The 17,261-nt window shown below is 60.6% G+C and carries 17 protein-coding genes; 11 read left to right on the top strand and 6 right to left on the bottom strand.

Features of this window, described 5'->3' with window-relative positions; all coding sequences use genetic code 11:
• The first annotated feature begins 73 nt into the window (after positions 1 to 73).
• Both G3O01_RS30485 and G3O01_RS30480 read left to right on the top strand, forming a co-directional pair.
• Complete coding sequence (locus G3O01_RS30485) at positions 74 to 1,186, top strand: NADH:flavin oxidoreductase/NADH oxidase (RefSeq protein WP_205810432.1); 1,113 nt, start codon at positions 74 to 76, stop codon at positions 1,184 to 1,186.
• A gap of 264 nt (positions 1,187 to 1,450) precedes the next feature.
• Positions 1,451 to 1,945 (top strand): SET domain-containing protein-lysine N-methyltransferase, encoded by a 495-nt coding sequence (locus G3O01_RS30480; RefSeq protein ID WP_205810420.1) that lies wholly within the window; start codon positions 1,451 to 1,453, stop codon positions 1,943 to 1,945.
• A gap of 51 nt (positions 1,946 to 1,996) precedes the next feature.
• Here G3O01_RS30480 and G3O01_RS30475 read toward each other — a convergent pair whose 3' ends face one another.
• The gene (locus G3O01_RS30475) at positions 1,997 to 3,499 is read right to left on the bottom strand and encodes a sensor histidine kinase (protein ID WP_205810417.1); all 1,503 of its coding nucleotides are present in this window, start codon (positions 3,497 to 3,499) and stop codon (positions 1,997 to 1,999) included.
• A gap of 194 nt (positions 3,500 to 3,693) precedes the next feature.
• Positions 3,694 to 4,380 carry a response regulator transcription factor gene (locus G3O01_RS30470; protein WP_205810415.1) on the bottom strand — a complete coding sequence of 229 codons (687 nt, stop codon included), beginning with the start codon at positions 4,378 to 4,380 and terminating at the stop codon, positions 3,694 to 3,696.
• Between the two features lie 116 nt (positions 4,381 to 4,496).
• On the opposite strand from G3O01_RS30470, the gene G3O01_RS30465 reads away from it, so the two are divergent.
• A complete protein-coding gene (locus G3O01_RS30465; protein WP_205810413.1) occupies positions 4,497 to 4,727 on the top strand; it encodes a DUF3717 domain-containing protein in 231 nt (76 codons plus the stop codon).
• Between the two features lie 86 nt (positions 4,728 to 4,813).
• Here G3O01_RS30465 and G3O01_RS30460 read toward each other — a convergent pair whose 3' ends face one another.
• The gene (locus G3O01_RS30460) at positions 4,814 to 5,110 is read right to left on the bottom strand and encodes a 4a-hydroxytetrahydrobiopterin dehydratase (protein ID WP_205810401.1); all 297 of its coding nucleotides are present in this window, start codon (positions 5,108 to 5,110) and stop codon (positions 4,814 to 4,816) included.
• 90 nt (positions 5,111 to 5,200) lie between these two features.
• Entirely contained in the window at positions 5,201 to 6,091 is an 891-nt protein-coding gene (phhA, locus tag G3O01_RS30455) for a phenylalanine 4-monooxygenase (RefSeq protein WP_205810398.1), read from the bottom strand.
• Positions 6,092 to 6,222: 131 nt separating this feature from the next.
• Here phhA and G3O01_RS30450 point away from each other — a divergent pair, with 131 nt between their 5' ends.
• Positions 6,223 to 6,714, top strand: coding sequence for an Lrp/AsnC family transcriptional regulator (locus tag G3O01_RS30450; RefSeq protein ID WP_205810395.1), 492 nt, complete (start codon positions 6,223 to 6,225; stop codon positions 6,712 to 6,714).
• A 19-nt stretch (positions 6,715 to 6,733) separates the two neighbouring features.
• Here the strand turns inward: G3O01_RS30450 and G3O01_RS30445 are convergent, their stop codons facing one another.
• Both G3O01_RS30445 and G3O01_RS30440 read right to left on the bottom strand, forming a co-directional pair.
• Positions 6,734 to 7,264 carry a class IV adenylate cyclase gene (locus tag G3O01_RS30445; RefSeq protein WP_205810392.1) on the bottom strand — a complete coding sequence of 177 codons (531 nt, stop codon included), beginning with the start codon at positions 7,262 to 7,264 and terminating at the stop codon, positions 6,734 to 6,736.
• 259 nt (positions 7,265 to 7,523) lie between these two features.
• The gene (locus G3O01_RS30440) at positions 7,524 to 8,423 is read right to left on the bottom strand and encodes a LysR family transcriptional regulator (RefSeq protein WP_205810390.1); all 900 of its coding nucleotides are present in this window, start codon (positions 8,421 to 8,423) and stop codon (positions 7,524 to 7,526) included.
• A 149-nt stretch (positions 8,424 to 8,572) separates the two neighbouring features.
• Between G3O01_RS30440 and G3O01_RS30435 the strand changes: the two genes are divergently transcribed.
• The 7 genes from G3O01_RS30435 (at position 8,573) to G3O01_RS30405 (ending at position 16,977) form a co-directional block, all read left to right on the top strand.
• Complete coding sequence (locus G3O01_RS30435) at positions 8,573 to 10,090, top strand: CoA-acylating methylmalonate-semialdehyde dehydrogenase (RefSeq protein ID WP_205810387.1); 1,518 nt, start codon at positions 8,573 to 8,575, stop codon at positions 10,088 to 10,090.
• 150 nt (positions 10,091 to 10,240) lie between these two features.
• The gene (locus G3O01_RS30430; RefSeq protein WP_205810384.1) at positions 10,241 to 11,935 is read left to right on the top strand and encodes a choline dehydrogenase; all 1,695 of its coding nucleotides are present in this window, start codon (positions 10,241 to 10,243) and stop codon (positions 11,933 to 11,935) included.
• Between the two features lie 244 nt (positions 11,936 to 12,179).
• Positions 12,180 to 12,959, top strand: a complete 780-nt coding sequence (locus G3O01_RS30425; RefSeq protein WP_205810370.1) for an ABC transporter ATP-binding protein — start codon at positions 12,180 to 12,182, stop codon at positions 12,957 to 12,959.
• Entirely contained in the window at positions 12,956 to 13,711 is a 756-nt protein-coding gene (locus G3O01_RS30420; RefSeq protein WP_205810368.1) for an ABC transporter ATP-binding protein, read from the top strand. Before G3O01_RS30425 ends, G3O01_RS30420 begins: the two co-directional genes overlap by 4 nt.
• Positions 13,712 to 13,814: 103 nt before the next feature.
• Complete coding sequence (locus G3O01_RS30415) at positions 13,815 to 15,029, top strand: ABC transporter substrate-binding protein (protein ID WP_205810367.1); 1,215 nt, start codon at positions 13,815 to 13,817, stop codon at positions 15,027 to 15,029.
• A 92-nt stretch (positions 15,030 to 15,121) separates the two neighbouring features.
• Complete coding sequence (locus G3O01_RS30410; RefSeq protein WP_205810365.1) at positions 15,122 to 16,006, top strand: branched-chain amino acid ABC transporter permease; 885 nt, start codon at positions 15,122 to 15,124, stop codon at positions 16,004 to 16,006.
• A complete protein-coding gene (locus G3O01_RS30405) occupies positions 16,006 to 16,977 on the top strand; it encodes a branched-chain amino acid ABC transporter permease (protein WP_205810594.1) in 972 nt (323 codons plus the stop codon). The genes G3O01_RS30410 and G3O01_RS30405 overlap by 1 nt, the downstream gene beginning before the upstream one ends.
• The last annotated feature ends 284 nt before the right edge of the window (positions 16,978 to 17,261 follow it).

The following is a 17,261-nucleotide window of genomic DNA, read 5'->3' as shown; positions in this document are numbered from 1 at the left end:
CGGCTCTCTGCAGCATTTCAGACCCGGTGCTATTCTCGATCGCTCTTGAGTTTCGATGGGTGATCCCACCACCATGAGCGCACTTTTCACACCGCTCACGCTGCGTAGCGTGACGCTGCCAAACCGCATCGTCGTATCACCGATGTGTCAGTACTCCGCCGAACGCGGCGAAGCGACGGCATGGCACATGATCCATCTCGGCTCGCTCGCGTTGTCCGGCGCGGGCATGCTGTGCATCGAGGCAACTGCTGTCGAACCCGATGGCCGCATCACGCCCGCCGATCTCGGCCTGTGGGACGACGTCACGGAAGAAGCGCTGAAACCCGTGCTCGCTGCAATCCGCAAGCACTCTAAAGTGCATGTCGCAATGCAGCTGTCGCACGCGGGACGCAAGGCATCCAGCAACGTGCCATGGGAAGGCGGCCAGCTGATTACCGTCGCCGACGGCGGCTGGCTGCCGCATGCGCCGTCCGCGCTGCCGCACAAGGCCGGCGAAGAGCCGCCGCTCGCGCTCGACAACGCGGGTCTCAATCGCATCCGCGAAGCGTTCGCGGCAACGGCGCGGCGTGCTGCGCGCCTCGGCATCGATGCACTCGAAGTGCACGCTGCGCACGGCTATCTGCTGCATCAGTTCCTGTCGCCGCTCGCGAACCAGCGTAGCGACGAGTACGGCGGCTCGCTTGAAAACCGCATGCGTTTTCCGCTCGAAATCTTCGACATCGTGCGCGCCGCATTTCCCGCCGATAAACCCGTCGGCGCACGCGTGTCGGCGGTCGACTGGGTCGACGGCGGCATCACGATCGAAGACACGATCGCGTTCGCGCAGGAACTGAAGAAGCGCGGCTGCGACTGGATCGACGTGTCGTCGGGCGGCGTATCGCCGTTGCAGAAGATACCGCTCGAGCCGGGCTATCAGGTGCCGTTCGCGAAAGCGGTGAAGGAAGCAACTGGGATGACGACGATGGCCGTCGGTCTGATCACGGACCCCGATCACGCGAACGAGCTGATCGAAGAGGGCGACGCGGATCTGATCGCGATGGCGCGCGCGATGCTCTACGATCCGCGTTGGCCGTGGCACGCAGCCGCGAAACTCGGCGCGACAGTCGACGCTCCGCCGCAATACTGGCGCTCGCAACCGCGCGATCAGAAGGCGTTGTTCGGCGACATTTCGTTCGGGCAGCGCTGAGCGCAACGTGCGATCTTCAGCAAAAGAATCCTCATGTCGTGCGCATGCAATGTGGATCTGCACTTAAGACGGTTGAACGAAGTCACATCATCCGTGTAGGATTTCGGTTGTGACGCCGTGTGCGTCGCATGTCGACGCGGCGCCAGCAAGGCGCCGCGTTTGCTATCTGCGTCAGAAAAGCCGCGTATCTGTCATAGCGCGTCAAACGCAGGGGCATCGGCGAACAAGAGTTTGCTCATCCACCGTTCTACAAGGATTGATTCAATGAGTTCACGCAGGATCGCTGTGCGTCAATCGGGCGTGCACGGCAAAGGCGTGTTTGCACTCGAAGCGATCGCAGCCGGCGAGCGGTTGATCGAATACAAGGGCGAACGGATTTCGTGGAAGGAAGCGCTGCGGCGGCATCCCCATAATCCCGACGAACCCAATCACACGTTCTACTTCGCGCTCGACAGCGGCGACGTGATCGACGGCAAGATCAAGGGCAACAGTGCGCGCTGGATCAACCACTCGTGCGCGCCGAACTGCGAAGCGGAAGAGATCGACGGCCACGTGTATATCGACGCGCTGCGCAACATCGAAGCGGGCGAAGAGCTGTTCTACGACTACGGTCTCGTGATCGACGCGCGTCAGACGAAGAAGCTGAAGAAGGAATACGAGTGCCGCTGCGGCGCGCGCAAGTGCCGCGGCACGATGCTCGCTGCGCCGGACAAGAAGGACGAAAAGAAAGACGACAAGAAAGCGAAGAAGAAAAAGTGATCAGAGTGCGCTGCTTTCTGACTGGAAGCAGCGCACGCGTCACGCAGTTCTTCAGGGATCGACCGGCGCATGATGCGCCGGTTTTTTTGTCTCGCGCACGGGTTCGCGCTCGCGCAGCACGGCGCCCGTCGCGACAGGTACACGCACGATAAAGCGTGCACCGCCCTCGGCAGCATCTTCGTAATGCACGCTGCCGCGATGCAGCGCCATGATGTCATGCACGATGGCGAGGCCGAGACCTGCACCGCCATCGACGCTGCCGTCGCTCAAGCCCTGTCCGTCGCCGCGGAAGAAGCGTTTGAACAGATCGGGTTGCTGCTTTTGCGGCACGCCGGGGCCGTTGTCCTCGACGGTGACTTCCGCCATCGCGACGCCGTCCACGACCGTCTGCGCGACCGTCATCGTGATACGCGCGCCGTTCATGCGCGACGGCGGCACGTATTTCAATGCGTTATCGAGCAGGTTCGCGATCACTTCGCGCAGCAGCACGGGGTTGCCGCGCGCAATCAGCGGATGATCGTTCGACGGATCGTCGAGCCGCTGAAAACCCAGGTCGACATGCACGGCAAGCGCGCGCGGCACCCATTCGGCGCCGGTATCGAACGCGAGCGATGCGACATCGAGATTCACGAAGCGCGCGGCCTGTTCACCCGGCTCGGCGCGTGCAAGTGACAGCAACTGATTCGACAGACGTACCGCGCGATCTGCGGCCGCGCGCAGCTCTTTTACGGCAGCGAGTGTCTGATGCGGATCGCGCGCAATGGCGGCCTGTTCCGCATGCAGCTTGATGGCCGTGAGCGGCGTGCGCAACTGATGCGCAGCGTCGGCGATGAATTTGCGCTGCGCATCGAGCGCGGCTTTCAGGCGGTCGAGCAGACCGTTCAGCGCGCCCGTCAGCGGACGGATCTCGACGGGAACAAAGGTTTCGTCGACGGGTTCCAGCGACGTGTGCGTCTGCCGGTTCAGCGAATCGGCGAGATCGGTCAGCGGGTTCAATTGCTGGTTCACGACGCGCCAGACGATCACCCAGCCTGCGAGCAGCAACAGCAGCAGCGGCATCATGATCGCGACCAGAAATTCAGCAGCGATCCGAAAGCGATGATGCACAGGCTGGCCGACTTCGATGACGACGGGATTGCCCGTCGGCTGATCGACGCGAACCTGCGCGACGCGCACGGCGGTGCCTTCGTGCTGCGTTTCGAACACGTACGCATAGTGCATGCGGCGCACGTTGGTGCCTTGCAGCGGCAGTTTCGGATCGCCTGCTATTTCTGTTTCGCCATTGCTGATGCGATACACCAGTTGTTCGACGGGATCGGAGAACATTGCCTGCGCGAGCGGCGGCACGGTGATCGGCGCGTCGGGGCCGGCAATCTGGATCTGCTTCGAAATGGCAGTGGCGAGATCGGCAAGCGAACGGTCGACCACATGCTGCGTGTATTGCCACGCGAGCCAGTACGCGATGAGGCCGCTCATCAGCGCGAGCAGCGAAAGGGGAGCGGCGAGCCGGCGCAGCAACTGGCGACGCAGGCTATTCGCGGCGGGATAAGTCATGATCGAACCCGCGGTAAAAGGCCGACGCCATCCACGGCGCCCGGCATACCTACAAACTTCGCTTCAAATGCGGACTATCTGGCGACTGCCGCCGGGCTGAATGACACAGGCGGCCGCCGCGCATACATACATGCGCTTGCGGCCGCCCGTCGTACGACCCGGACGCCGTCAGACCACAACGGTCTCAACGACCATTATGACGTCTGGCGGATTTCCTGGAGCAGATAGCCGAAACCGCGCACCGTGACGATTTCGACGCGGCAGTTTTCGAGCTTTTTGCGCACGCGGTGCACATAGACTTCGATTGCCGTATCGCCGAGGTCGCCGCCGAAGTGCGTCAGGTGATCCTGCAGTTGCGCCTTGCTGACGACGCGGCCATGACGCAGCAGCAGCATTTCGAGCACCGCGAATTCGCGCGGCGACAGTTCGAGCGGCTTGTCGTCGTTGAAGATACGGCGATCGACACCCGACAGGCGCACGCCGCCGAGCGACACTTCCGGACGCGGCATGTCGCCGTGCGGTCCGCTGCGGCGCATCACGGCGCGGATGCGCGCTTCGAGCTCAGCGGGTTCGAACGGCTTGAGCATGTAGTCGTCGGCGCCGGAATTGAGGCCTTGCACGCGGTCGTTCAGTTCGTCGCGTGCGGTCAGCACGATCACGGGCGTGTGACGGTTGCTCTGGCGGAAACGCGAGAGCAGCGTCATGCCGTCGATACCGGGCAGGCCCAGATCGAGGATCACCAGCTCATGGCGGTTTTGTGTGAGGGCCTGTTCGGCGAAGATGCCGTCGTGGACCATGTCGACCGTGAAGCCGGCTTGTTCGAGACTGCTTTGGATGCCGCGCGCAATAGGGCGGTCGTCTTCGATCAGAAGGAGTCGCATGGGTTTCGCTCAAGTACAATGGGTTGGGCAAGAGGCACGCGGTTCGCCGGGGCGCCTGCTGCACAGAATGCCGTGCGAAGTTCCGTTCGATGCGGCCTTCGAAAGATCAGCCAGCCATGTCCGATATTACGATCTACGAACTGGAAGCCGCGATCAATTTCTGGCGATCCCGCTCGCCGTCGAGCGGTGACGAACTCGTTCTGTGCAAGGAGGCAAGCGCGCTCTCCAAGCCGTATGCGCTGATGATTGTACAGCGACAGACCACGCTGTCGCAGGAAGCATTGGACGAGATTGCCCGCGCCGCGTGGGATTCTTACGTGTCCCTTAAAAATGGCCTAACGAAGTGAAGGTTTGGTGGCCTGATTACCTGCAAAACGCTTTCATATGCGGGTTTTCTAAGGGTTTTGGAGCGGGAAAGTGCCCGTTTTACCGTTTATTTCCCAGCCGCAATTCCATCGATAAAACGGGCGAGCTGGATATCCCGTTCTGTGATTCCATTTGCATCGTGCGTCGCTAGCGTGATCTCGACATTGCTATAGACGTTGAACCATTCCGGGTGATGGTCCATCTCCTGCGCCTTGATCGCGACGCGCGTCATGAAGCCGAATGCTTCGTTGAAATCGGCGAATTTGAGCTGGCGTTTGATTGCGTCGCGGCCTTCGACGTTTTGCCAGCCATCGAGTTGAGCGACCTGTGTCGCGCGTTCTTCGGAAGAAAGTTTCTGGTTCATTGCCTCACCTTTTAAATGCCGTGCGCATTAACGCTGCGAGCGCAGCGCTTCTATTTTTTCACGGTTGATCGTGCGTTGCAGCGCGTCGCTTCAGACGTCGCCGTCGGTGGCCCAGCCTTCGCCGGTGCCGCGTGTGATGACGGTGTCGGTTGCGCGCACTTCGCCTGCGGGGAATGGCGTCGCGTGCGCAAGCTTTGCGAGCAGCGGCGCGAAATCGGTGTTCGCGACGTCGAACAGTTGCGCGAAATCATCAATCACGAAATAGGTCTTCTGGAACGTGTCGATCCGGTATTGCGTCTGCATCACGCGCTCGAGATCGAACGCGATGCGATTGGGCGCGTCGCTGAGCTGGCTGTAGAGCGTTTCACCTTTGCTCGACACGATGCCCGCGCCATAGATTTTCACGCCGTTCGGACTCGCGGCATCGCGGATCAGGCCGAACTCGGTGGTGTACCAGTAGAGACGCGCAAGCAACGGCAGTGCATTCGCGTCGTGCGCTGCGAGCGCCGCGCGGCCGTATGCGTGAACGTAGTCGGCGAAAACCGGGTTGATCAGCAGCGGAACGTGGCCGTACAGATCGTGAAAGCAGTCCGGCTCCTGCAGATAGTCGAGCTGATCCGGGCGTCGCATCCACCAGGTCACAGGAAAGCGCCGGTTCGCCAGATGCTCGAAGAACACCTGATCGGGCACGAGGCCGGGCACCGCGACGATGCGCCAGCCGGTGGCGGGCATCAGTTGCTCGTTGATCGCGTCGAATGACGGCACGCTTTCCGGCGACAGATTCAGCCGCTCCACGCCTTGCAGAAACTCGTCGCACACACGCCCCTTGAGCAGCGCTGTCTGCCGCGTATAGAGCTGTTTCCATACCGCGTGATCGACCGCGCCGTAGCGATGCATCGGCTGATCGATGGTGAAGTCGGCACGGGTTTCGAGGCCGGCGTCGAATTGCTCCTTGAGCTTCGCGGTGTTCGGGACTGACATGACTTGCCGATATGGTTGTAATCATGCAAGTCTAGAGCGGGTAACGTACGGAAAGGGCGCAAGTTTTCCGAATCACACGGCGAAAATGCGATAATCGTGCATCGAAAGGCTATTTGGTGCGGAGAATTCACATGCTGGAACTCGATCACTTCGATCTGGCGCTGTTGGACGTGTTGCAGCGCTTCGGGCGCGCGACGCATCAGCAACTGGGCGAACAGGTGCCGCTGTCGCCGTCGCAGATCGGGCGGCGCCTGCAGCGGTTGGAGTCGATCGGCGTGGTCGACGGCTATCGCGTCGTGCTGCGGCCTGAAAAGCTGGGACTCGGCGTGACGGCTTTCACGAGCCTGAAACTGAAACACCACGGCGATTCGATCATCGAGCAGTTCCAGCAGCAGATCGACGTGCTGCCCGAAGTGCTGGAATGCCACGCTGTGGTCGGCGATGCGGATTATCTGCTGCGCATCGTGGCGCCGGATCTGAACGCGCTGTCGTCGTTCGTGATGAAAAAGCTGATGCGCGTGCCGGGCGTCGACAGCGTGCGCTCGAACATCGTGCTGACGACGTTCAAGCGCAATGGCCCGCTGCCGCTTGGTCATCTGACGCCGGGCGCGGCCGACGTCTGATTTCACTGCTTGAGGAGCATCACGCTGCCTTCAGCGGCTCCTGATTCAGCATATCCACATACGCGACCGCAACGAGGTCCGATTCCGGCACGCCGAGCTTCGCGAACACGGCGTGCGCTTCCTTTTCGCCGCCTTCTTCGTCGTCATCCTGCGCGAGCACGACTTCGAGTTCGATGAAGTCGCCAAGACCGTCGACGCGATCCAGATGAATCCGCGTGCGTCCGACGATATACACGTGCCGTTCCTTCGAGACGATGCCGCGCGTGGTCAGCGCAGTGGCGAGCAACGAGTGCATCGCTTCTGGGTTCGTCACCGGGCTGCGCGTGTAGTACGACGCCTTCGGGCCGTCGCGGTCGTCGCGCTGATAGAAGATCAGTTCGGCGGGCGTGCCGTCGTCGAACTGGCGCAGCTTCAGGCGGCCGCGCGGCACGTCGTAGAAAAAGTCCTGCTGACGAAAGATCAACGGAGCGTCAGGCGAAAGGGCAGCGGCGCGCTCGCGAAGCTGCTCGAACTGCTGGGCGCGGGCCTTGATTTCGATGTTGCGTGCCATGTGAAGCTCCTGTCGGAAGGTGAACGTGGATGGCTTCTGACGACGACGGGTTCGCCCCGGTTGCCTGAGTGCGCAAGCCGGCCGGCAGAAACCAGAATGGATACGGAACAGCGGAAAACGGAACAGCGGGCTGAATCGGGCAAAGCGTCAATCTAGCAAAAAGCTCATGACGATGTGGTTAAAGGCCACGGCGGGCGCATGGAACAAAAGCATCGCTGTGTCATGAGGCCGGCTCATATCGCACGACGTTGCATTCCGCTTACGTCGACCATTGCTGCTCGATCAGCTTCAGCGCCGCGGAGATGGCCGGCTCGTCCTTGTGCGCGGCGAGCGTGATGAACGTCAGCTCGGTCGGCACGGTGATGCCTTCGACGATCGTCAGCGCGTGCGCGTGCGCTTCGGCAAGTGCGGTCGCGTCGCGCGCGAGCGTGAGCCCAACGCCCGATTTGACGAGATCGAGCATCGACGGTTCCTGATCCACCTCCGCGACCTTGATCGGCTTGACGCCGGCCTCGGCGAAGCGACGCGTCAGCAGGCGGTTGTGCGCGGACGCGGGCGGCGTCCAGATCCACGGCAACGCGGCGAGCGCGCGCCAGTCACGCGCCCCTTTCACGCGATCCTTCCAGCCGGGCGGCGCCAGCACCCGGTACTGGAAATGCGTCAGCGTGACGGCGTGGAAGATCGCGGCGTCGCGCGTGTCGTCTTCGTCGGGCTGGCCGATGTAGTAACCGACGTCGAGTTCCCCCGCGCGCACCTGATCGCGCACCCAGCCGGACATGCCGTGGCGCAATTGCGTTTCGATATGCGGCCAGGTTTCGACGAGTTGCTTGAGAAAGCCGCCCAGGCGCAGAAACGCCGGATCGAGAATCGTGCCGATACGCAGACGCCCGCGCACTTCCTGACGCAACGTGGCCGCTGCGCGCTCCACATCGCTGGCGGCCGCGAGCGCGCGCTCCGCGTGCGGCAACAGCGCCTGACCGTCGCGCGTGAGCGAGAGACCGTGCGACGTGCGCGTGAACAGCGTCACGCCGAGCATGGTTTGCAGATTCTTGATCTGCAAACTGACGGCGGGCTGGGTCAGATGCAATTGCGTGGCCGCGCGCGTCAGATTGCCTTCGCGCGCCACGGTCGCAAAGGCGCGGAGCAGGGTGAGGTCCATCCGCTGATATTAACGCGCCTTATATCGCATTTGAGCATTACTTATTGGATTCGCGAGGCACTTGCCGATTACGCTTGCCAACATCATGCAAAGGCGCGACGCATTGCGCTGCAGCATCGACCATCAAAAATCCCTGTTCAGGAGACACCATGAGCGAGACGGATCAAACGAAGCTGCGTGCATTGACGCACGTGATCAACGGCCATCCTGTCGATGGCACGAGCCAGCGTTTCGGCGATGTATTCAACCCGGCCACAGGCGAAGTGAGTTCGCGTGTGCCGCTCGCGAGCGTCGCTGAAGTCGATGCCGCTGTTGCTGCCGCAAAGGCCGCGTTTCCTGCATGGAGCGAAACCGCGCCGATCAAACGCGCACGCGTGCTGTTCAAGTTCAAGGAACTGCTCGACCGTCACCACGACGAACTCGCCGAACTGATTACGCGCGAGCACGGCAAGGTGTTCTCGGATGCGAAGGGCGAAGTGATGCGCGGCATCGAGATCGTCGAATTTGCATGCGGCATTCCGAATCTGTTGAAGACGGATTTCACCGATCAGATCGGCGGCGGGATCGACAACTGGAATCTGCGTCAGCCGCTTGGTGTAGTCGCAGGCATCACGCCGTTCAACTTCCCGATGATGGTGCCGTGCTGGATGTTCCCGGTTGCGATCGCGTGCGGCAACACGTTCGTGTTGAAGCCATCGGAGCGCGATCCGTCGGCATCCATTCGTCTCGCTGAATTGCTGAAGGAAGCGGGCTTGCCGGATGGTGTGTTCAATGTCGTGCACGGCGACAAGGTTGCCGTTGATGCATTGCTTGCGCATCCCGATGTCACGGCGCTGTCGTTCGTCGGCTCGACGCCGATTGCCGAATACATCTACACGGAAGGCACGAAACGCGGCAAGCGCGTACAAGCGCTCGGCGGTGCGAAGAACCATCTAGTCGTGATGCCGGATGCTGATCTGGATCAGGCCGTCGATGCGTTGATCGGCGCAGCGTACGGTTCGGCGGGCGAGCGCTGCATGGCGATTTCGGTTGCGGTTGCAGTGGGTCATATCGCCGACGAACTGATCGATCGACTCACGCCGCGCGTGAAGGCGTTGAAGATCATGAACGGCATGGAAGGCGAAGCGGAGATGGGGCCGCTGGTAACGGCCGTTCATCGCGACAAGGTGTCGGGTTATATCGATGCGGGTGTCGATGCAGGCGCGAAGCTCGTCGTCGATGGACGCGGACACAAGGTGCCGGGACACGAGAAAGGCTTCTTCCTTGGCGGCACCTTGTTCGACGACGTGAAGACCGACATGAAGATCTATCGCGAAGAGATCTTCGGGCCCGTGCTGTGCGTAGTGCGCGTGCCTGACTTTGCGTCGGCCGTCGAACTGATCAACAAGAATGAGTTTGCGAACGGCGTGTCGCTTTTTACATCCGATGGCGGTGTGGCACGCGCATTCTCGCGTCAGATCCAGATCGGCATGGTCGGTATCAATGTGCCAATTCCTGTGCCGATGGCGTGGCACTCATTCGGCGGCTGGAAGAAGTCACTGTTCGGCGATCATCATGCGTATGGTGAAGAAGGCGTGCGTTTTTATACGCACTACAAGAGCATCATGCAGCGCTGGCCCGATAGCATCGCAAAAGGCGCGGAGTTCACGATGCCGGTTGCGAAGTAACGCACGTTGATGCATTGAAATGGCAGCGGCATTGCGCTTGAAATAGCGCAGTGCCGCACGCCGGGAAGAAGCCGTGTCGATAAGCAAATAAAAGCAGCGACACAAACGCCCAATGCGCGATGCACGCATGGCCATGCGAAGGAGACAAGGGTGAGCACGACCGCAAGAAAACTCGAAGGTGAATTCGACTACATCATCATTGGTGCGGGCACGGCGGGTTGCGTGCTGGCGAATCGCCTGACTGAAGATTCCGACGTCAGCGTGCTGCTGCTCGAAGCAGGCGGCAAGGACGATTACCACTGGATTCACGTGCCCGTCGGCTACCTCTATTGCATCGGCAATCCGCGCACGGATTGGCTCTATAAAACGCAGGCAGAAGCAGGGCTCAACGGACGCTCGCTATCGTATCCGCGTGGCCGCGTGCTGGGCGGCTGCTCGTCGATCAACGGCATGATCTATATGCGCGGCCAACGCGAAGACTACGACGAGTGGGCGCGCGTGACGAACGATTCATCATGGTCGTGGGATTCCGTGCTGCCTGTCTTCAAACGCAGCGAAGATCATCACAATGGCGCGAATGAGTTTCATGGTGCGGGCGGTCAATGGCGCGTCGAAAAGCAGCGCCTCAAATGGAAGATCCTGGAGAAATTCTCCGAAGCCGCACAGGAAGCCGGCATTCCCGCCACCGACGATTTCAATCGCGGCGACAACACAGGTGTCGGCTATTTCGATGTGAACCAGAAGCGTGGCATTCGCTGGAATGCGTCGAAGGCATTTTTACGGCCTGCCATGCAGCGTCCGAATCTCACAGTCATCACGGGCGCGCACACGCAGCGCGTCGTGTTTGAAGGCAAACGCTGCGTCGGTGTCGAATATCGCGGCGGCGATGTCGAGTACATTGCGAAGGCACGCATCGAAGTCATCATGAGTTCGGGCGCGGTGAATTCTCCGCAATTGCTGGAACTGTCGGGCATCGGTAATGGCGCGCGTTTGCAGGATGTCGGCATTGAAGTCGTGAAGGATCTGCGCGGCGTCGGCGAAAATCTGCAGGACCATCTGCAGCTGCGCATGGCGTATAAAGTGCACGGCGTACGCACGTTGAACACGGCCTCGGCGCATTGGTGGGGCAAGATGATGATCGGCCTGCAATATCTGTTGACACAGAGTGGACCGATGTCGATGTCGCCATCGCAGCTCGGTGCATTCGCGAAGTCCGATGTGAACGACAGCGCGCTGACGCGTCCCGATCTCGAGTATCACGTGCAGCCGCTTTCGCTCGAGAAATTCGGTGAGCCGCTGCATCGCTTCAATGCGTTCACGGCATCCGTCTGTCATTTGCGTCCGACCTCGCGCGGCAGCGTGCATATCGAATCGCGCAACCCGCACGCAGCGCCGCTGATTGCGCCGAATTATTTGTCGACCGATTATGACCGTCACGTGGCGGCGAATGCGTTGCGTCTCACGCGCCGCATTGCGGCGGCGCCTGCGTTGAAACAGTATCGTCCGGAGGAGATTTTGCCGGGCATCCAGTTTCAGACCGAGGAAGAATTGCAGATCGCGGCGGGGCAGGTTGGCACGACTATCTTCCATCCCGTCGGTACGTGCCGCATGGGTATGGCGGATGATCCCCAGGCTGTGGTCGACAGCCGCTTGCGCGTGATCGGTGTGGAAGGGCTGCGTGTTGTCGATGCCTCTGTGATGCCCAACATCACATCGGGCAACACGAACTCGCCGACGCTGATGATCGCGGAACGCGCGAGCGACATGATTCGCGCTGACCGTCGTGCGAAAAAAGAAAATCTCAAGATCGAGACACAGTCTGTGTCACCAATGTCGGTTGCATGACGCGCAACGTTTAACGTTTCCAGCGTTAAAGGTCGCATTAAACACTAAGTGCAAATCCCAATGATTGCGCTGCATCATTGGCGCGACAATGGCATCCATGCTGCGTGGTGCGGCATGGATTACCGTCCGCATTGGTGCACCACGCCACGATTGGCTCGGGGGTTTCATCGCCAATAACAGTCGCGCCGAACCAGCGCGGAATAAAACGCGGTAGTGCTTCGCCTTACTTCGCATGGAAGGGAACATGATTCTCGGCGATACGATACTCGAAACGCGCGGGCTCACTCGTGAGTTCAAGGGTTTTACCGCAGTCAATGGCGTGAACCTGCGCGTGAAGCGCGGTTCGATCCATGCGCTCATCGGGCCGAACGGCGCGGGCAAGACCACCTGCTTCAATCTGCTCACCAAGTTTCTCGTGCCCACTGCGGGTCAGATCGTCTTTAACGGCATCGACATCACGGGTGAACGTCCCGCGCAGATCGCGCGTCGCGGCATCATTCGCTCATTCCAGATTTCCGCTGTATTTCCGCATCTGACGGCATTGCAGAACGTGCGTATCGGTTTGCAGCGTCAGCTCGGCACGGCGTTTCATTTCTGGCGCAGCGAGCGCACGTTGCGTCAGCTCGATGACCGCGCAATCGATCTGCTCACGCAAGTCGGCCTCACCGATTTCGCCGATGTCCCCGCCGTCGAGCTTTCATATGGCCGCAAGCGCGCGCTCGAAATCGCGACGACGCTCGGCATGGAACCCGAACTTATGCTGCTCGACGAACCGACGCAAGGCATGGGTCACGAAGACGTCGACCGCGTGACTGCGCTGATCAAGAAAGTATCGGCGGGTCGCACGATCCTGATGGTCGAACACAACATGAATGTGATTGCCGGCATCTCCGACACGATTACCGTCCTGCAACGCGGCGAGGTGCTCGCCGAAGGCACGTACGCGGAAGTCTCGAAGAATCCGCTCGTCATGCAAGCCTATATGGGCAGTGCGGACGCAGCGCTTGCCGGAGCGCATGCATGAGCACAGTGAGCGAACAGGAAAACGCGGCAGTCAGTGTGGTGAGCGGCGATCCGGCGCTGGAAATCGCCGGGCTGCAGGCGTGGTACGGCGAATCGCACATTCTGCATGGCGTCGATCTCACGGTGAGCCGCGGCGAAGTCGTCACGCTGCTCGGCCGCAATGGTGCGGGCCGCACCACGACGCTGCGCGCAATCATGGGCCTGACGGGCCGGCGCACGGGATCGATCCGCGTCGGTGGTCGCGAGACCATTTCGATGCCGACGCATCGAATCGCGCACTGCGGCGTCGGTTATTGCCCGGAAGAGCGGGGTATCTTTTCGAGCCTCTCCTGCGAGGAAAATCTGCTGCTGCCGCCGCCCGTCGGCGACAAGTCGTTGATGATGTCGATCGACGAGATCTACCAGATGTTTCCCAATCTCCAGGAACGGCGCATGAGCCAGGGCACGCGCCTGTCGGGCGGCGAGCAACAGATGCTGGCCGTCGCGCGCATTCTCCGCACAGGTGCAAACCTGCTGCTGCTCGATGAAATCTCCGAAGGCCTTGCGCCCGTGATCGTGCAGGCGCTCGCGCGCATGATCGTCACCCTGAAAGCACGCGGCTACACGATCGTCATGGTCGAACAGAACTTCCGCTTTGCCGCGCCGCTCGCCGATCGTTTCTATGTGATGGAGCACGGGCGCATCGTCGAGCACTTCGGTGCAAAGGAACTCGAAAGCAAAATGCCGGTGCTGCACGATCTGCTCGGCGTCTAAGTGGGGTGGACGCATCCCGACCAGCGGGGTCGTCATGGGAACAGCGACGCACGACACACCCAGATGCCTCTGATAACCACAAGCATGAAAACAGGAGACACGCATGAAACTGAAGACTTTCGCCAGATTGTCAGCCGTCTGCTTCGCGGCTGCCGGCGCGATGTTCGCTGCGGGCAGTGCGCAGGCGGCGGATGGCCAGACCGTCAAGATTGGCTATATCACTGATCTGTCCGGTCTGTATGCGGATATCGACGGCCAGGGCGGCCTCGAGGCAATCCGCATGGCGATTGCCGATTTTGGCGGCAAGGTGAATGGCAAGCCGGTCGAACTGGTCTATGCCGACCACCAGAACAAGGCGGATATTGCGGCTTCGCGCGCGCGTGAATGGATCGACCGCGATGGCGTCAATGTGATCATCGGCGGCACGAATTCGGCCACTGCGCTGTCGACCAATCAGGTCGCGGGCGAAAAGAAGGTTCCGTACATCAACATTGGCGCGGGTGCGGATAACCTCACCAACGAGCAATGCACGCCGTACACGGTGCACTACGCGTACGACACGATGGCGCTCGCCAAAGGTACGGGTTCGGCCGTGACGAAGCAGGGCGGCAAGACGTGGTACTTCCTGACGGCTGACTACGCGTTCGGCAAGGCGCTCGAAAAGAACACCTCTGACGTGGTCAAGGCGAATGGCGGCCAGGTGCTCGGCCAGGTACGTCACCCGCTGTCGGCATCTGACTTCTCGTCGTTCCTGTTGCAGGCGCAAGGATCGAAGGCACAGGTGCTCGGTCTCGCGAATGCGGGCGGCGACACGATCAACGCGATCAAGGCCGCCAAGGAATTCGGCATCACGAAGTCGATGAAGATCGCTGCGCTGCTGATCTTCCTGACGGACATCCACAGCCTTGGACTCGAGACGACGCAAGGCCTTGTCGCTACCGACAGCTGGTACTGGAACAAGGACGCCAATACCCGCAAGTGGGCGCAGCGTTACTTCGACAAGATGAAGAAGATGCCGACCAGTCTGCAGGCAGCGGACTATTCGGCCGTCACGACGTATCTGAAGGCTGTGCAAGCGGCGGGCACGACCGACAGCGACAAGGTGATGGCGCAACTTCATCAGGCGAAGATCGACGATTTCTACGCGAAGGGCTACATCCGTCAGGACGGCAGCATGATCCACGACATGTACCTGATGGAAGTGAAGAAGCCGTCGGAATCGAAAGAGCCGTGGGATTACTACAAGATCACGGCAACGATTCCGGGCGATCAGGCATTCGGCACCAAGGCGGAATCGCGCTGCGCGCTGTGGAAGTAAGCGGTTTGCAAATGGGACTGACGGGCGGCGTTGGTGCCGCCCGTTATGTGTCGTGAGCGAACAGCGTCGACATTATTCTGACGGCGGATTCAATGGATATCTTTGGCATTCCGCTACCGGCGATGCTCAGCCAGTTGCTGCTCGGTCTCGTGAACGGTTCGTTCTACGCGATCCTGAGTCTGGGGCTGGCTGTGATCTTCGGTCTGCTCAACGTGATCAACTTCGCGCACGGCGCGTTGTTCATGCTGGGCGCGATGCTCACGTGGATGGGGCTGTCGTATTTCAATCTGCCGTACTGGGTGATGCTGGTGCTTGCGCCCGTGCTCGTCGGCCTGTTCGGCATCGTGATCGAACGATCGATGCTGCGCTGGCTGTACAAGCTCGATCACCTGTATGGTCTGCTGCTCACCTTTGGTCTGACGCTCGTCGTCGAAGGCGTGTTCCATTCGATCTACGGTTCGTCGGGCCAGCCGTATGACGTGCCGTCCGCGCTTTCGGGCGCAACCAATCTCGGCTTCATGTTCCTGCCGAACTATCGCGCATGGGTCGTGGTCGCGTCGCTGGCCGTGTGTTTCGCGACGTGGTTCGTGATCGAGAAAACGCGGCTTGGCGCGTATCTGCGCGCGGGCACGGAGAACCCGAAGCTGGTCGAAGCATTCGGCGTGAACGTGCCGATGATGGTCACGCTCACGTATGGTTTCGGCGTCGCATTGGCCGCATTTGCAGGCGTACTAGCCGCGCCCGTGATTCAGGTCTCGCCGCTGATGGGCCAGCCGATGATCATCACCGTGTTTGCCGTTGTCGTGATCGGCGGGATGGGTTCGATCATGGGCTCGATTCTCACGGGCCTGCTGCTCGGTGTGATCGAAGGGTTCACGCGCGTGTTCTATCCGGAGGCGTCGGCGACCGTGGTCTTCGTGATCATGGCGCTCGTGTTGCTCGTGCGTCCGGCGGGTCTTTTCGGCAAGGAAAAATGATGCAGAGAAAAGCGCTCTACGTTCTGCTGCTGATCGGGCTGATCATCGCGCCGTTTGTCGGCGCGTACCCTGTGTTCGTGATGAAGGTGCTGTGCTTTGCGCTGTTCGCGGCCGCATTCAATCTGTTGATCGGTTATACGGGTCTGCTGTCTTTCGGTCATGCGATGTTTCTCGCGATGGCCGGCTACATATGCGGTTACGCGATCCAGACGCTCGGACTGTCGCCCGAACTGGGCGTGATTGCTGGCGTGGCGGCGGCCACGGTGCTGGGTTTGGTCGTCGGACTGTTCGCGATTCGCAGACAGGGCATCTACTTCGCGATGGTGACGCTGGCGCTCGCGCAGATGGTCTACTTCGTGTTTCTGCAGGCACCGTTCACGCATGGCGAAGATGGTCTGCAAGGCGTGCCGCGCGGCAAGCTGTTCGGCTCGCTGAGTCTCTCGTCGGATCTGACGCTCTACTTTGTCGTGCTTGCCGTGATGGTGCTTGCGTTCCTGCTGATCGTACGCATCGTGCATTCGCCGTTCGGGCAGGTGCTGATCGCGATCAAGGAGAACGAGCCCCGCGCGATCTCGCTCGGTTATGATACGAACCGCTTCAAGCTGCTGGCGTTTATTTTGTCGGCGGGTCTTGCAGGGCTGGCGGGTGCGCTCAAGGTGGTCGTGCTGGGCTTCGAAACACTCGGCGATGCCTACTGGACTATGTCCGGCCTCGTCGTGCTGATGACGCTGGTAGGCGGCATGGGCACGCTGTTCGGGCCGCTGGTCGGCGCCGCGCTGATCGTCTCGCTCGAAGACCGGCTCGGCGATATCGGCAGCGGGCTCGCTTCCGTGACGGGCGTGGAGTGGTTCCGCTCGCTCGGTGAATCGGCGACGATCGTCACGGGGCTGATTTTCATCGCGTGCGTGCTGGCGTTCCGGCGTGGGATCGTCGGAGAGATCGTGCAGAGGGTCAAACCACTGCGAGCCTGAGCGGCGGGCTGCCAATTTGATTGGCCATCCGAAATAACCGTGTGCTGCTGCTAATTGACGCGAATATGGAGCAAAACTACAAGAATGCGCCCCAATTTTGTGCGGCACTGCACCACTAGGGTAAATGCTAGTTGCTCGTGAAGCGGACCCCGTTTAATCTTCACACAGTTCTGATGCACCGAATTTTGCAGGTGGAGAACGAGGAGACATGAGGCGCATAAGTGCCCATACAAAAGCGCTGTTGGACGGAATCCAACAGCGCTTTTTACTTTTTCCGCTCTGAA

This window comes from Burkholderia sp. Ac-20365 (assembly GCF_017104715.1).
Lineage (GTDB): Bacteria > Pseudomonadota > Gammaproteobacteria > Burkholderiales > Burkholderiaceae > Paraburkholderia.
The sequence above is the reverse complement of the archived record's forward strand: the minus strand, read 5'-3'. Positions and strand labels throughout refer to the sequence as shown.

Excerpts from the sequence above, each read along its gene's own strand:
- G3O01_RS30485 (WP_205810432.1), top strand. The coding sequence starts at position 74 with ATGAGCGCACTTTTCACACCGCTCACGCTGCGTAGCGTGACGCTGCCA.
- G3O01_RS30480 (WP_205810420.1), top strand. The coding sequence starts at position 1,451 with ATGAGTTCACGCAGGATCGCTGTGCGTCAATCGGGCGTGCACGGCAAA.
- G3O01_RS30475 (WP_205810417.1), bottom strand. The coding sequence starts at position 3,499 with ATGACTTATCCCGCCGCGAATAGCCTGCGTCGCCAGTTGCTGCGCCGG.
- G3O01_RS30470 (WP_205810415.1), bottom strand. The coding sequence starts at position 4,380 with ATGCGACTCCTTCTGATCGAAGACGACCGCCCTATTGCGCGCGGCATC.
- G3O01_RS30465 (WP_205810413.1), top strand. The coding sequence starts at position 4,497 with ATGTCCGATATTACGATCTACGAACTGGAAGCCGCGATCAATTTCTGG.
- G3O01_RS30460 (WP_205810401.1), bottom strand. The coding sequence starts at position 5,110 with ATGAACCAGAAACTTTCTTCCGAAGAACGCGCGACACAGGTCGCTCAA.
- phhA (WP_205810398.1), bottom strand. The coding sequence starts at position 6,091 with ATGTCAGTCCCGAACACCGCGAAGCTCAAGGAGCAATTCGACGCCGGC.
- G3O01_RS30450 (WP_205810395.1), top strand. The coding sequence starts at position 6,223 with ATGCTGGAACTCGATCACTTCGATCTGGCGCTGTTGGACGTGTTGCAG.
- G3O01_RS30445 (WP_205810392.1), bottom strand. The coding sequence starts at position 7,264 with ATGGCACGCAACATCGAAATCAAGGCCCGCGCCCAGCAGTTCGAGCAG.
- G3O01_RS30440 (WP_205810390.1), bottom strand. The coding sequence starts at position 8,423 with ATGGACCTCACCCTGCTCCGCGCCTTTGCGACCGTGGCGCGCGAAGGC.
- G3O01_RS30435 (WP_205810387.1), top strand. The coding sequence starts at position 8,573 with ATGAGCGAGACGGATCAAACGAAGCTGCGTGCATTGACGCACGTGATC.
- G3O01_RS30425 (WP_205810370.1), top strand. The coding sequence starts at position 12,180 with ATGATTCTCGGCGATACGATACTCGAAACGCGCGGGCTCACTCGTGAG.
- G3O01_RS30420 (WP_205810368.1), top strand. The coding sequence starts at position 12,956 with ATGAGCACAGTGAGCGAACAGGAAAACGCGGCAGTCAGTGTGGTGAGC.
- G3O01_RS30415 (WP_205810367.1), top strand. The coding sequence starts at position 13,815 with ATGAAACTGAAGACTTTCGCCAGATTGTCAGCCGTCTGCTTCGCGGCT.
- G3O01_RS30410 (WP_205810365.1), top strand. The coding sequence starts at position 15,122 with ATGGATATCTTTGGCATTCCGCTACCGGCGATGCTCAGCCAGTTGCTG.
- G3O01_RS30405 (WP_205810594.1), top strand. The coding sequence starts at position 16,006 with ATGCAGAGAAAAGCGCTCTACGTTCTGCTGCTGATCGGGCTGATCATC.